This window comes from Psychrobacter pacificensis (assembly GCF_018336615.1).
GTDB classification, from domain to species: Bacteria; Pseudomonadota; Gammaproteobacteria; order Pseudomonadales; family Moraxellaceae; genus Psychrobacter; species Psychrobacter pacificensis.
In genome coordinates, this window is sequence record NZ_CP048752.1 from 92,016 (window position 1) to 106,935 (window position 14,920).

Genomic DNA, 14,920 nt, shown 5'->3' on the forward strand with positions numbered 1-14,920 from the left:
TTTTATAAAACACGACATTTGCACGCTGATAAATAATACTTTATCATCGATTAATCTCTAATATTAGGAAACGCTGATGTCGTTTGCTCAAGTCTATACTCGCTCAGTTGTCGGTTTGCATGCACCTAAAGTCATCATCGAAGTTCACTTATCGCAAGGGTTACCAGCACTAACCATCGTTGGTCTACCTGAAGCGGCCGTGCGCGAGAGTAAAGACAGAGTACGCTCTGCCATTCTTAATTCAGGTTTTCAGTTTCCCAATCGGCGTCTAACGATTAATTTAGCACCCGCTGATTTACCTAAAGATGGCGCGCGTCTTGACTTGCCGATAGCCATTGGTATATTGGCGGCAAGCGGACAACTTGAGCCAGAAGTATTATCAGGGTTTGAGTTTATTGGCGAGTTGGCACTCAACGGTGAGCTGCGTCAGGTGACCGGTAGCTTGGCTGTCGCTCGCGCGATTAAGGCAGAAGGATTGGCATCAACGTTGTCGAAAACGTTGTCAAAGGCGAGTGACTCTGTAAAAAATGAGCAACATGTTACCTTACAGAGCGCACCACAATTAATCGTACCGATTGACAATGGTCGTGAGGCTAGCCGTGTGGATGGCGTGACGATATTGGCAGCGAAGAGTCTAAAAGCAGTATGTAACCACTTGCAGTCACTGGCGGATCCAAGCGGATCTTATGACTGCTTGGAGGTGGTAACGCCCAGTCCAGCACCGCAGCATGTAGGCTATCAAGTGGATTTAGCCGATGTCAAAGGACAGCACCATGCCCGCCGCGCGCTAGAGATAGCAGCAGCTGGCGGTCATTCGTTATTGTTTACAGGGCCACCGGGTTCTGGCAAAACGCTCATGGCCTCACGTTTGCCGACGATATTGCCTGATCTCAGTGATGAGGATGCACTCGAGGTAGCTAGTACGTATTCAGTGGCAGACAGTGATTACGATTACGGCACACGTCCCTTTAGGCAAGTGCATCACACCATATCAGCCGTGGCGTTGGTTGGCGGCGGCTCACGGCCCAAACCGGGCGAGATTACGCTTGCTAATAAAGGGGTGTTATTCCTTGATGAGTTACCAGAGTTTGATCGGAGCGTGCTTGAAGTATTACGCCAGCCGTTAGAAGCCAAACAAATCACTATTAGCCGTGCTAACTCGCAAATGACCTTTCCAGCCAACTTTCAATTAGTCGCTGCGATGAATCCGTGCCCGTGTGGTTATGATGGCGATACCTCAGGGCGCTGCCGCTGTCGACCTGAGCAAATCAAACGCTATCAAGACAAACTCTCAGGGCCACTATTAGATCGTATTGATTTGCATATTACCGTACCAGCATTGCCGATTGCTGATTTGCAAAGCGCGCAGGCAGGAGAAACATCCAAACAAGTACGCGAGCGAGTAGCAGCCGCGCATCAGCATCAATTAAAACGACAACAAAAAGTCAATAATGAGCTAAGCCCGAGCGAAATCGATGAATATATCAAATTAGGCGACAGCGAAAAACAACTATTGCAACTTGCTCAGCAGCGCTTGAATTTATCCGCACGCGGCTACCATCGAGTGTTACGAGTCGCGCGTACTATCGCGGACTTGGCCAACAGTACAGATATTAACAGCGCCCATGTGTCAGAGGCGCTCAGCTATCGTAGTAAGGAGTAGTCTTCGTTTGAGCCAACTATCACATCCGTTTGATAAAGGCTTTTATGGGTTAGATGTTATCTTTCATAATCCAAGTAACCAAATCCGCAAAATGATCAAACGCCTCGGTTGGATTTAGCTCACGAATGTCTTGTCCGTAGTTATAGCCATAAGACAGACCAAGCGTGTCCATATTGGCGTTTTGACCCGCCAAGATGTCGTTTCTAGAATCGCCAATCATAATCGCTTGGTCAGGAGTAATCCCCAATTGAGTACAGACATGCAGTAGGGGCGCTGGATCTGGCTTTTTGGTGGATAGACTGTCGCCGCCCATCACTTCACTAAACAGATCTTGCCAGCCGAATGTTTGCAATATTTTGGGGACAAAACGAAGCGGTTTGTTGGTCACTAGAGCGAGCGTGTAGCCAGCCGCGTGAAGTTGTTTAAGGCCACTATCGACATCGGGATAAGCAACGGTTTTGCTACCACCAATCTTAGTATATGCTTCAAAAAATATCTGCTCTGCGTGATCGGCCTCGGCTTTGGTCAGTGCGCCCTCTGGGACAGTGATATCACCGACCAAAGCACGCTCTACAAGCATTCGTGAACCATTGCCTATCCAATTGCGTATCGTCTCGATAGGGTAGGTGTCTTTACCAAGCGTGGTCAGCATTGCATTGGTGGCATCGGCCAAATCGGGCACGCTATCAATGAGTGTGCCATCAAAATCAAAAATTAAGAGTTGCTTATTCATTGTTCCTCACTATTAAAAATCATTATATTTATTGTGTTAGATATTCCGTGTTATACCTTGGCACGGTAGTATTTTAAGACTGGTCAATTTAGTGTTGTTATATTCTCAAGGTGATGAGCATTAGCAGTTACTCGACATCTTTATATAGTCAATCCACTAAAAAGCGTTACAGCGTTAACCTCGCTTGAAGTATGACGTATACATCTGCACTCGGTTGCCTTGTACCACTCTTAAATTGGATCAACTATAACGCGCGCGGTGTTCTTTTTTCATTCTTAGATAATCTTCGTTCTCACGACACTGGTCCCATTTTTGCTTAAAAATACGCGCCGATTCTGCCTTGATCGGGTCTTCGGCTTGTCGTGGTAACTCTTCGCGACCATGGGCGCCGCTTTGGCCTTTTTTATCATCGGGCACAGGACCTTTGTACTTTTTACCGCCCTTGTGATTGGCATAGCGACGCGCGCGGGTATAGCCCATTTGAATAAATTTACGCGCCATATCTGCACCGACAAAATCATCGTCAGCTAGATAATCCAAAAACATCTGGTAAATCGTCTCACTACTCTCTTTTGCAATATCAGGCGTGGCAAAACGCCAATGCGGGAGGATTTCAGACTTGTAAGGCTCTACCAGTAACACGCCTTGCTCACCACGACCAACACGATATAACTCAGGATGCGCGCGTAGATCAAGATTTTTATAATCCAAGTCGTAATCAAATTCTCTCATATCTGCCACCTAGGCTCTGTATTATAATAGGTATCTGTCCATTTATAGTTACTGAGTATACTGAGCCAAGCGGTGTAGAAAACAGCACAAAAATGTTATGCAACCGTGAGTAAAGCGAGCGATGGGTATAAATAACAGACATAAAAAAAGCCCCAAACATTGCTGTTCGGGGCTTTTTAGAATCTATTAACGAATGGTGGCTCGAGGCAGGATCGAACTGCCGACACACGGATTTTCAATCCGTTGCTCTACCGACTGAGCTATCGAGCCGTCTTCGTTGAGGCGCTATTAAACTAAATATGAGCACGACTGTCAAGTGATTTTTGCATTATATCGAATAAAAGATGATAAATAATCAAATATTGGCGAAATAAACCCTATTTACTCTATATTTAGTCTTTTACGCGCAGGAGTTCGTATTCGCTCATAATTCGGTGAATATCAGCATCCGCAGGGACAAATTCACGCACGCCTTTTTTGACCTCGGCATCATAGACCAGTTTAATAAATTTGGCATCGATGGCGCGTTTACGGTTCTCTGGATGTACCGTCAGATATTGCAAACGCTTGGCATCGGTCTGTCCATCATCAAAACAGGCAACCGCAGCGATAGGCTTATCATTGAACATACCAACATAGAGGTATTGCCCGCGTTTGAATCCTTGCGCCACTATGCTTAACACTTCAGCACCATCAGGCTGCGCATCATCACTATCGTACAATGCCTGCAAGCGTTCTGCTAGCTCATTATCGCGAGCAGGTTTTTTGATAAGTGGCGCATCCAAGCTATTAATGGCGATCGCTTCTAAAGGCATAGCAGTTCCTATAAACAGAGGGTTTTTATAGTATAAAGTCAGTATGACACCGCACTATGTCATAGAGAGTAGTGCCATAAAGGTGAGACTGTCAACGTTCGCGCCAGTCATGATTGATAATACTAAACACACTATTTTAGCAGAATGACGTAAATTTGTGCGTGGTTTAGCGCTTGGTCGTGGCGGTAAATGTTAGGGTTTGCTATGATGATGCTAAATCATATGTGATACACATCAACCCTAATATATTGATATCTTTTGTATATATCATTTTTTCATACATTTTTTGCTGACGCTGATGGCAGCGCTAGCCTCAATGTAACAGACAGCAATGGGCGATGTTCTACCCTATTTATAATTGACCGCTTTTCACTGATAAAAAACCGATAGAGAATAGCCATGACAGCCAATGCAACTGAGCAAAATCAAGCAACAAACCTAAATTTATATGGTCGCCCTGAGCGCATCGCGACCGTTGAGCGCATCACTGCTGAAACGCAAATCACTTGTACCGTCAACCTCGATGGTACAGGCAAAGGCGTGGTAGACACGGGCGTGCCATTTTTGGATCATATGATTGATCAGATTAAGCGTCATGGTTTATTTGACTTAGATATCAAATGCGTCGGCGATACGTATATCGATGATCACCATAGTGTCGAGGATACCGGTATTACTTTGGGCCAAGCGTTTAACAAAGCTTTGGGCGATAAAAAAGGCATCCGCCGTTACGGACATTTTTATGCGCCATTAGATGAGTCGTTGACGCGCGCGGTCGTCGATCTATCAGGGCGTCCAGGCTTGCACATGGATATTCCGTTTACGCGCTCGCACGTTGGCCGCTTCGATGTTGACCTATTCAGTGAGTTCTTTTATGGCTTCGTCAATCACTCGTGGATGACCGTGCATTTGGACAATCTCAAAGGCAAAAATAGCCATCACCAGATTGAATCAACCTTTAAAGCCTTTGCTCGTGCGCTGCGTATGGCCTGCGAATATGATGAGCGTGCGCTAAATACCTTGCCATCGACCAAAGAGGCTTTCTAAGACGCATTTAAGGCTGTTCTACAAGGTTACTCAAGAGGGTCAGTTAAGCTTGGCGTACTGGTTGTACAGCCTGCGCTTAACTTCCTTGTAGCAAAACCTTATCTACACCTTAGGAACAGAAAATAGTATACATAGTATAGTAGTCAAAATATTTAAAAACGAGAACCAATTGATGACCAAAGTAGCGCTATTAGATTATGGCATGGGCAATTTGCATTCAGCTGGCAAAGCCTTGTCGGTAGTCGGGGCAGACGTCTCTATCACCAATGATCCAAAAGTTGTCGCGGCAGCAGATAAAATTGTCTTCCCTGGTGTCGGTGCGATGCGTGATTGTATCGCTGGTATGCATGAGGCAGGCATTGATGACGTGGTACGCGATGCAGTGTTTAACAAGCCCGTTATGGCCATCTGTGTGGGGATGCAGGCGTTGTTTGAGCAATCGGCTGAAAATGGTGGTACAGATTGCCTTGGCATCTTAAACGGCACGGTAGAAGCGTTTGACCCTACGTGGAAAGACAAGCAAGGCGCAACGATAAAAGTACCACATATGGGCTGGAATACGATTAGTGGTATGGATTTTGACCATCCGCTTTGGCACGATATCGAGGACAACGCGCACTTTTATTTTGTGCACAGTTACTACTGCGCGCCTAACGATAACTCTCAAGTCGCCGCTATCTGTGATTATGGCCAGCCGTTTTGTGCCAGTATCATCAAAGACAACCTATTTGCCACTCAGTTCCATCCTGAGAAGAGCCATACCGCAGGCTTGCAACTGCTAAAGAATTTTGTCGAGTGGAATGTGTAGATAGGCAGTAAACGTAAATTGCACATTTGCTTCAGAATAGGGTAGGTTATCACTTGTATAGTCTGCCTTTTTATTTCTTATTATTTTCATTTTACGTTTTCAATTTTTGGTTATTATGGTTCGATGATACGCTCAACCATTTTCTGCTCGCTTATATTTGGAATACTCTAGTGGACTTTAGCGCCTTTAAAATAAACGTTGTTGAAACAACTGGCCTTGCCAAAGACGCGTTACACATTTACGTCGGCGTCGGCGTCTATCTGCTCAGCATGTTTATCTTACGCCCTATCATTAAGAATCAGACTATCAGAGCCTTTTTAGCACTATTAGTCGTCATTAGCGTAGCACTGCTAGGTGAATATTTCGACAATCGTCACATCATTGTGCCAAAAGGCCTTCTGGCTCTAAAAGGTACAGATATCAAAGCAAGTATTCATGATCTCATTAATACCTGCCTGCTGCCTTTCGTGCTGTTTGCTCTAAATAAGTGGACAAGGATTTTTCAAGCGAGCAGCTCACCAAGTAAGCTACTAAAGAAAACCCGTTAAAACAGTTTTTCAATCCTGCTTTACAAAGCTTACGAAACATAAAAATTCTCATCTATTTAATGCTGTCTTCATTTGTTACCTTAGATTTATCATTTCTAGCTACTTAATAAATAGCTACTCAATAAATATAAATCATAAAAAAGGAAGCCACTATGAATATGCAAGATCTATTAGATAAAGCTAAAGACACCTTAGACAACGCCAAAAATACGCTAGGCTTAGAGCCGCAAGAAACTGAAGCAGGCATTTATATTCCCTCAACATCATCGCTAAAGATAGCTGCGCCGAATAAAACCAACTACGATCATACTAATTACGATAATCCCTATAAGGGCGATAAGAAAATCATGATGGTCTGTACCGAAGAGCAGTATATGACTATGGAGAACGGCAATAAATTTGATACCGGTAATCATCCGGTGGAGATGATGGTGCCGTTATTACATTTTAAAAAAGCAGGCTTTGATGTCGATGTGTTTACGCCAACAGGCGAGGCGGTCAAGGTCGAGCAGTGGGCGATGCCAGAAGACGATGACGACGTTAAACAAATCTATAGCGAGTATAAGTCCAAGCTTAACAGTCCAAACAGCATCGCTGATTTTGTTAAAAATGACATGGCCAAGAGCGACGACTATGCAGCGATTTTTATCCCGGGTGGTCATGGCGCGATGCTGGGCTTGCCGGAAGATAAAAACCTCGGTGCATTACTACGCTGGGGTCATGAAAAGGATCTCTTTACCTTAGCGATTTGTCACGGGCCTGCAGCGTTATTGGCGGCTGACCTTAATAGTCCTGACAGTTCTGATGAAGGCAATTCCGAGCGTGACTTTATTTTTAAAGGTTATAAGATGGTCGCATTCCCGACGGTTATGGATAAGCAAATGCCAAAAATCGGTTATCTGCCGGGACCTATGCCGTGGTACTTTGCTGAAAAGTTAGAAGATTTGGGCGTTACTATTGATAATAAACTGGCCTCAGGACAAACGCATCAAGATCGTAAGCTAATCTCAGGTGATGGGCCGTTAGCAGCGAATAACTTTGGTAAGATAAGTGCTAAAGCTTTACTAAAAGAGTTTGGTTAGATCGTTTTCATAAAGTCATCATATAAAAAAACGGACTATTTATTAGTCCGTTTTTTATGTCCAAAAAGAAAGCTTTTGTAGGATGTGCCCCGCGCACCGATAGCGGGGTAATAGCCTACGACTGGTGCGATGGCATGCAACTTATGCCTAAGCGTAAATGATTCTACTTAGCCCCATCATACAGCCCGCGTACCACCTCACCAATCACCGCAATACCATCCGTCAGTGTTTGCTCATCAGCAGCGATACTCATGCGGATACACTCGTGTGCGTGCTGGTAATCGCTAATATCGACACCCGGGAAGAAGTATTCACTCGGCACGATAAGCGTACCTTTTTCTTTCAAAGTCTCATACAGCTTAGAGGTACTAATCGGTAAATCCTTAAACCACAGCCACAAGAATATTGCGCCCTCAGGCTTATGAATTACTAGCGGATAATCGCCCAATTCTTTTTTAAGTAGGGTAACTGCTGTCTTGGCTTGTTGCTGGTAAAAAGGCTTGATATCGTTATCAGATAAGTCTTTAATAGCGTTATTTTCAACCAAAGGCGTGGCAATCGCTGCCCCAAAGCGAGTCGGTGCTAGATTGACCACCGCATTCATCGCACTGACGGCTGCAATCACCTCAGGCGCGGCCACGATAATGCCGGTACGCACTCCCGGCAAACCAATTTTGGATAAGCTAAAACACAGAATGGTATTGTCATCCCAATTAAGGGTAACGTCTGAATAAATAATATTAGGGAAGGGCATACCATAAGCGTTATCGATAATCAGCGGTACATCATAACGCTTAGCAATCTTGGACAAATGCGCCATTTCCTCATCGGTCAGCACGTTGCCAGTCGGATTGGTCGGTCGCGAACAACAAATCGCCCCGATACGACCTTCCTTCAATGCAGGCAAGTTCTCTAACGCGTCAAAATCAACACGATATTTAAAGAAACCATTTTCACCATTATGGGTAACTTCATCGATATGCGGTAATACCGCGGTGAAATGCTGACCTTCGACATGCACATCGCTATAGCCGATATATTCAGGCGTTAATGGCAATAAAATAGACTTATCGACAGATTCGTTCTGCTCATCTGTGAACGCACCGCCAAATAGATTAAATAGATAGAAAAACGCATTTTGCGAGCCATTGGTCAGTGCGATATTCTCTGCCGTCAAATTCCAATCATAATGACGGTTAAAAAAGCCAACCAACGCATCGATAAAGGCGGCATCCCCTTGCGGATTGGAGTAGTTCGCCATGCTGATAATCGCGCTACTGTTGGGCACGTCTGCATCGTTGTCAACACCCAGCGCTTTATAGGTCTCTAAAAACAGCTCATTGACGGCATCAATTTTGGCAGGGTTACCACCGCCCAGCATGTTGACTGGCTGATCGCTTTTTAGCGCGTCGCCCAGATCATCCATCAATTGTGAGATGCCCGTAGGCTGGGTAAATTTTTGACCGAACTTTGAGAATTTCATAAGGCTACCATGCTGTTTGGGAGGGTGTTATAAATGGGTATTTAACCGATAAAGTTGGGCTAGTATAGCAAATGGTAAGAGTTAGGGAAGGGATGTTGAAAGGTGGATATTGATTAAAAAGAGTTTATATATATTACTGATATAATTCTCATATAAAGGTCTTGTCTATACCCAATTTGTCGTGTATTCTAAAATTAATCTATTGACAATATAGATGAATTTGTATATAATAACGCCAGTGCCTTTAAGCAATATATTTAATATATTGCTTAAAGGCACTGGCGTAGAAGCAAACATTAATTTACGTAATTTAGTACTAAACTTACATTTATAATTATAGAAATTTTATACTATATATAAACAAATAGTAAATTTTATATATAGACTAAATCAGTAAGGAAGTACAATCAATTTTATAATTCTACTTATTAAGGAGAATTCAAATGTTAAAACTTAATTCATTTAAGAAGGTCATTCATGAAGGCTGGGATGGTTAAACTAGAAAAGGCAGCTAAGTTCTTATTAATAGCCCCTATTGTATTTCTTGCAGTAGGGGTTATTTTTTTATGGTTATATTATGAATCTAATTATGCGAATGTAAGTACTCTTATATCGAATGAGGCTATTACAATAAGTTCTCAAAACAGTATGTATAAAATAATTGTTGGAATGTTCCCTAGTTTTCTACTAGCTGTTATTGCTTACATTGGTATTACCCTGACATATTTTTCTATACAAAGTAGTCGAGAATCTAGTAAAAAACAGCTAACTATAAAGCTAGTAACAGATCTAAACGCAGATAAAAAGCTTCAGGAAACTAAGAACTTAATGTTTCTTCAAGGTAATAACCTTACACAGTATTATAGCAAGCTAGATAATCATGAATATAAGAATAAGTCTGATACTGAAATTGCAGAGGAATTGATAAGTAAAGAAGATTTTGTAATAGGTAAATATGTAAAAATAAATAAAAGCTTTTTAAAGAACGGTAAGAAAATAAAAAACGATATTGAGGAAGAAAAAAGGAAACGAGACAGTATAATACTAGAAGATGAAAAGCTAAAAGATGATATTCATTATGTTTTAAATTATTATGAATTTATCTCTTTAGGTATTAGAGAAGGAGCGTTTGAAGAAAACTTATTTAAAAATCTACATTATTCGAGTTTCATGAAGCTTTGGAAATTTTCTCAACCTTTAATTATTCAAATAAGAACTTTAAGCAATAAAGATACGATATATCAAGAGATAGAATGGCTTGCAACGAAATGGAAGAGAGAACCTATTAAAATTAACAGTCAGACGATAGAAAAAAAGTAAATGTTTAGAAGTTTTGATTATAGCAATTTTTATTACTATAATCAAAACTTCTACATATTTTACTGTAAATCTTTACTAGCCTTTTAGTGTAACAACCATCTTCGTACCTCATGCAAACTTTCATAATAATCTACATCGTCTAAATGATTGCCCAAGCACTGTTCTAAATTGGTTCGTTCCTACTGATACTTTTCAATACCTAATATAGAAAGTATATCTTCAAGTTCAAGCGCCTGATGGATAATAGGCGCTAACCCTTTTAAGTCATTGTTTCCCTCAATTCTTGATAATCTACCAGATCTGAAAATAAAAAAATGAGCTTGGTCGATGCTAATTTCGCCAAGGCGTAAAAGTGAATAATTCCTATCAAAAAAGTACTAACTATTAGGTCATTTGAGTTCATTGCATATTTCCTAAATCATCGCCCTGACCCGTGCCATAATCCCGCGCCCAATCACCAGTCTTACATAAATGATGGCAATGGCAAATAGCAATACGATTAATGCTGCACCGCCAATAGCCAAGCTCGTCCACGGCACACTAAATTGTAGATTAAACCACTGCGTGATGGCCGCCCAGGCGCCGACGCTGGCGATGATCACGGCAAAGGTTGCCGCGCTAATACCAAGCACACCCAGCTCTAATATATTGAGCGTATACAAGTCGCGCTTTTGCATACCGAGCAGTCTAAAGGACGCGCTGTCCTTCATACGATCTTGCGAAGTAGACAGCAGCGAGCTGATCAGCACCATGACGCCAGTGAGTAGGGCAAGCAAAGTAAACACATAGACCAAGCGGCTCATTTGTACCACCAGCTCTTGAATTTGCTTGGCAATAGCCGTGCCATCGATGGTCGTGACCGCAGGGAACTGGCGTACCAGTTTGCCTTGTAGCTCTGGAATGGTATCTTCTGATACATGCGCGGTGGCAAACTGAATCTGCGGGGCAGCGGATAGCACCGACGGCTCAAACAAGAAGTAAAAATACGGGCTTGGACCACGCTCATAGCGCGTGCGAATACTGGTGATCTGCCCGACGATTTCGATACCCTGAATATTAAAGCGCACCTGATCGCCCATGCCGACATTGAGCATACTGGCGGCAGTGTCCAAGATAGATAGGGGTTTGATTTGTTCATTTGTCGCATCGATAGGCGTATATAGCGCATCGTCTGTGAGCGATTCAGTGATGTACTCAGTATCCATGACCGTATCGGCGTAGCTTAAGTTAAACACCCGCGTGGGGTCATCAAAGCCATCCTCAGGCTCGATATCTTTTGCCGGTACATCATTGGCCGTCTCTACACGCGCGCGAATGATGGGATAATAAGTGACAGGCGCCTCAATGATCGCATTAATATCGTCATGTTGATCGCTTTGCACATCGAGCAAAAACAGATTGGGCGCGTCTTCAGGATAGGCATTGATAAACTGCGCATTGATACTGTGATTGAGTGTGGTGATGAGCGTCAGCACCGCAACCGATAGCGATAAAGTGACAAAGAATAATGCGGATTGATTGCCCTTGCGCGCCAGATTATGAATGGCGATACGCTGCATCCAACTGACCTTGGCATTGCTCGCTAGCTTATTAAGCAACCACAGCCACCCACGCGCCAATAGCCAAAATATCGCCACAAAGCCGATCAAGCCGCCCAATAGCTGCGCGCCCAATGACAGCGAGCCCACTTCATAAGCAAAGAAGGCATACAGCCCTGTCATCACCAAGCCATACCACAGTAATGGCACGCGTCGATACCAAGGCAAGTTTTGCGACTGCTGGCTCGCCCCTTGATTGAGTAGGGCCGCGGGTTTGGTGGTGTTAAGCGCGCTTAAACCACGCTGCGCAATCAGCAACGTGAGGGCTAAGGCAATCACAATGGTCTTAATCGCGCTAATTGGATTGATAGATAGACCCACGTCAGCAGGTAAGATAGCCACGAGATACGGCTGACCAATTTTAAGCAAACCCAGACTAAGTACAACTGCTGCGATACAAGCAATGGCAGTCGTGACGATAAGCAGTTGATAATAGCTACGTTTGAGTGAACCAAGCGGCTCGCCTAACGCCAAACGAATGGCATTATTGGACTGCTGCTTGCTGACGAACGCACTAATGACACCGTACATGGCGACCGCCGAGAGTAGCAGTACGGCAATGACCAGTAGCTTTAAAAACATCAATACATTATCAGAGATACGCGAGACCGAAGTGTCCGCCGAATCAGCATCAGAGAGCTCGATATCAGGATAGCTGGTCAGTATGCCTGTGAGCTTTTTGCGCTGCGTGTTTATCAGCTCAGGATCACCTGCTATCTCGATACGGTAATTGATGCGGCTGCGCTGACCGAGTAGATTGGTCGCCTCTAACGCATCTTGTTTCATTAAGACCCGCCCACCAAAACCAAAGGCGGTCAAAGGTCGATCAGGCTCTTTGGTCAGCACATCACTGATCGTAAACTGCGCATCGCCAATATCGATACGGTCGCCGACACTAGCATTTAGGCTACTGAGCACTTCTGGGGCGACGACGATATTGTCAGCGGTTAGTTGCTCCCACAGTGGCTTTCCTGAGGCAAGCTCAGCGGTACCGTACAAAGGATAAGACGGTGTGACGGCTTTGACGCTGGCAAGCAAAGTTTGCTCATCGGTGACGAGCATGGCGCTAAACTGATAGTCATACACGGTCTGCGTATCGGGGATGGTTTCTACTTGCGCCAATACCTCGCTTGGCCAATCTTGCTTACTGTTTAAGATCAAATCCCCACCAACGAGTGCGCGCTGATTGTCATTGATATAACGATCGACAGACTGCTGCACAGAATCGAGGGTCAGGTAGGTTGCAAGTGACAAGGTCAATGTGAGTAGAAACAACACTGGATACACCCAGCGCTGCCACCAGCTACGGCTGAGTGCTTGCGAGCCTAGTGTTTTGGTGAAAAGTTGATTGAGGATACCGCTAGAATAACTGGTCTCTTGACGCATACTGGTATCAGTCTTTTTTATATCAGTCGATGTGTTGTCTGTCAGCTTTTCATTCATGTCGGTACAATCCGGCCGTCATGCATGGTAATGACGCGATCTGCCATCTCGGCAAGCGCAGGATCGTGAGTCACGACTACCAGTGCCGAGCCAACCTGCTGGCGTAAGTCTAATAATAATTGCATAACTTGATCGGCATTTTGCTCATCCAAGTTACCCGTTGGCTCATCGGCAAAGACAATTTTAGGATGCGATACTAGCGCTCGTGCCACAGCCGTACGCTGCTGCTCACCACCTGATAACTGATTGGGTAAGCTGTGACGGCGATGACCCAAATCAACCGCATCAATCAGCTCGTTGACTCGTGCTGGGTTTGGATGCCTTGCGATATCAAGAGGAAAGGCGATGTTTTCGGCGACAGTTAGGGTCGGCAGTAGATGAAATGACTGAAAGACAAAACCCATGTCCTGTTGACGAATAACTGCAAGTGAGTCTTCATCCAAGCTGCTGAGCGTTTGATCTGCCAGCGATACTGTACCACTATCAGGATAATCTAGTGCTGCGAGCAATCCTAGTAAGGTCGATTTACCCGAGCCTGATTTACCCATAATGACCACAAACTCGCCAGCATTGACGTATATATCGACGTCCTTAATGATAGATAATTTTTGCTCACCGACTTGCACGGTTTTGTTTAGCTGTGAGGCGGTCAGTAGGGCTGGTGTCTTAGCGTCTGCTTGTGGCGTGGATGCGGTAACCGAAGGTGATGATGTCATTACAGTGTCTCGTTAAATGGTCTCGTTAAGTAGTCTCATTTGGCGTACTTTTTGTCGTTTCGGCTTGAACGGTTTCAGCCGTATTCTCTGGATCGGTTGTTTTTAGCTCTTTTAACTCATCTAATTTCGGCTCTAGAATAGGCAAGATATTGTCATTGACGATGATCGTGTAGCCTTCTTTGGTTGGGTGAATGGCATCGGCTTGGTTGAGCTCAGCCTCACCACCGACACCCTCCAAAAAGAATGGTATTAGAGGGACGCTCATGTCTTTCGCGACGCGAGGATAAATGTCTGAGAATGCGGCAACGTAGTCATCGCCCAAATTATCATAGATCGACATCCCGCCCAAAATGACGACACTGCCATTGTCTTGCAAACGTTTAACAGCTGTCCGAATATTGGCTTCAATCGTCGCCACGTCGATACCGCGTATAGCATCATTAGCCCCAATGGTCAAAATCGTCACATCAGGTTTGGTTTGTAATACCCAATCTAAGCGATTGACGAGTCCCGTACTGGTTTCACCGCTCAGCCCTGAGTTGATCACTTCGGTATTCTTATAACCCATTGCCTGCAGACGATCTTCTAACTGCGCAGGGTAGTTATCATTTTTATCCACCCCAAGACCTTCCGTCAGTGAGTCGCCAAGCGCTAAAATAGTGATTGGTGATGAATTGACTTGCATATCGGTGGGTGCATCAGCATTGGTGTCTACGGACGTTGTATTGGCTTGGTTGGCTGTCGTTTCAGTATCTGAGCGTTGGGTGTCAGTCGGTTGATTCGGTGTGGTCGGCTCAGTCTCTTTTTGACAACCACTGATCGCCATGATAGCAGCGAGCATGGCAATAGCAGGCAGGTGCTGAGCGAGCCGAGAAGGGGTATTTAGCATGGGTGTTATGTCCTATAAGCAATCAAGCTGATGTAGAGTCAGC

At 44.3% G+C, this 14,920-nt stretch carries 13 protein-coding genes, 1 tRNA gene and 1 pseudogene; 6 read left to right on the top strand and 9 right to left on the bottom strand.

Translation table 11 applies throughout. The annotated features are described in order from the left end of the window. Positions 1-76 precede the first annotated feature (76 nt). A complete protein-coding gene (locus GYK50_RS00410) occupies positions 77-1,663 on the top strand; it encodes a YifB family Mg chelatase-like AAA ATPase (protein ID WP_186475355.1) in 1,587 nt (528 codons plus the stop codon). A 49-nt stretch (positions 1,664-1,712) separates the two neighbouring features. Here the strand turns inward: GYK50_RS00410 and GYK50_RS00415 are convergent, their stop codons facing one another. From GYK50_RS00415 to GYK50_RS00430, 4 genes are all read right to left on the bottom strand, one after another. Beyond that, positions 1,713-2,396, bottom strand: a complete 684-nt coding sequence (locus tag GYK50_RS00415) for a phosphoglycolate phosphatase (RefSeq protein WP_186475356.1) — start codon at positions 2,394-2,396, stop codon at positions 1,713-1,715. A gap of 240 nt (positions 2,397-2,636) precedes the next feature. Continuing rightward, on the bottom strand, positions 2,637-3,128 hold the full coding sequence (locus GYK50_RS00420; RefSeq protein ID WP_212564070.1) for a DUF4385 domain-containing protein: 492 nt from the start codon (positions 3,126-3,128) through the stop codon (positions 2,637-2,639). A gap of 194 nt (positions 3,129-3,322) precedes the next feature. Next, positions 3,323-3,398 (bottom strand) — tRNA-Phe (locus GYK50_RS00425). A gap of 122 nt (positions 3,399-3,520) precedes the next feature. Continuing rightward, a complete protein-coding gene (locus GYK50_RS00430) occupies positions 3,521-3,943 on the bottom strand; it encodes a hypothetical protein (RefSeq protein ID WP_071002690.1) in 423 nt (140 codons plus the stop codon). A 399-nt stretch (positions 3,944-4,342) separates the two neighbouring features. Between GYK50_RS00430 and hisB the strand changes: the two genes are divergently transcribed. From hisB to GYK50_RS00450, 4 genes are all read left to right on the top strand, one after another. Then, a complete protein-coding gene (hisB, locus tag GYK50_RS00435; RefSeq protein WP_212564071.1) occupies positions 4,343-4,990 on the top strand; it encodes an imidazoleglycerol-phosphate dehydratase HisB in 648 nt (215 codons plus the stop codon). 172 nt (positions 4,991-5,162) lie between these two features. Further along, positions 5,163-5,798, top strand: a complete 636-nt coding sequence (gene hisH, locus GYK50_RS00440; RefSeq protein WP_212564072.1) for an imidazole glycerol phosphate synthase subunit HisH — start codon at positions 5,163-5,165, stop codon at positions 5,796-5,798. Between the two features lie 170 nt (positions 5,799-5,968). Then, on the top strand, positions 5,969-6,346 hold the full coding sequence (locus tag GYK50_RS00445) for a hypothetical protein (protein ID WP_212564073.1): 378 nt from the start codon (positions 5,969-5,971) through the stop codon (positions 6,344-6,346). Positions 6,347-6,498: 152 nt separating this feature from the next. Continuing rightward, positions 6,499-7,428, top strand: coding sequence for a DJ-1/PfpI family protein (locus GYK50_RS00450; protein WP_212564074.1), 930 nt, complete (start codon positions 6,499-6,501; stop codon positions 7,426-7,428). 163 nt (positions 7,429-7,591) lie between these two features. Here the strand turns inward: GYK50_RS00450 and GYK50_RS00455 are convergent, their stop codons facing one another. Then, entirely contained in the window at positions 7,592-8,911 is a 1,320-nt protein-coding gene (locus GYK50_RS00455; RefSeq protein ID WP_212564075.1) for a valine--pyruvate transaminase, read from the bottom strand. 477 nt (positions 8,912-9,388) lie between these two features. Here GYK50_RS00455 and GYK50_RS00460 point away from each other — a divergent pair, with 477 nt between their 5' ends. Continuing rightward, a complete protein-coding gene (locus GYK50_RS00460) occupies positions 9,389-10,231 on the top strand; it encodes a DUF4760 domain-containing protein (RefSeq protein WP_212564076.1) in 843 nt (280 codons plus the stop codon). A 179-nt stretch (positions 10,232-10,410) separates the two neighbouring features. Here the strand turns inward: GYK50_RS00460 and GYK50_RS00465 are convergent. From GYK50_RS00465 to GYK50_RS00480, 4 genes and pseudogenes are all read right to left on the bottom strand, one after another. Continuing rightward, positions 10,411-10,569: pseudogene (locus GYK50_RS00465) on the bottom strand (DUF3969 family protein); the annotation flags it as partial. 75 nt (positions 10,570-10,644) lie between these two features. Further along, positions 10,645-13,272: an ABC transporter permease gene (locus GYK50_RS00470; RefSeq protein WP_284718859.1), complete on the bottom strand. Its 2,628-nt coding sequence runs from the start codon at positions 13,270-13,272 to the stop codon at positions 10,645-10,647. Then, on the bottom strand, positions 13,269-13,988 hold the full coding sequence (locus GYK50_RS00475) for an ABC transporter ATP-binding protein (protein ID WP_186475363.1): 720 nt from the start codon (positions 13,986-13,988) through the stop codon (positions 13,269-13,271). The genes GYK50_RS00470 and GYK50_RS00475 overlap by 4 nt, the downstream gene beginning before the upstream one ends. 25 nt (positions 13,989-14,013) lie before the next feature. Then, positions 14,014-14,877 carry an arylesterase gene (locus tag GYK50_RS00480; protein ID WP_186475364.1) on the bottom strand — a complete coding sequence of 288 codons (864 nt, stop codon included), beginning with the start codon at positions 14,875-14,877 and terminating at the stop codon, positions 14,014-14,016. Positions 14,878-14,920: the final 43 nt, after the last annotated feature.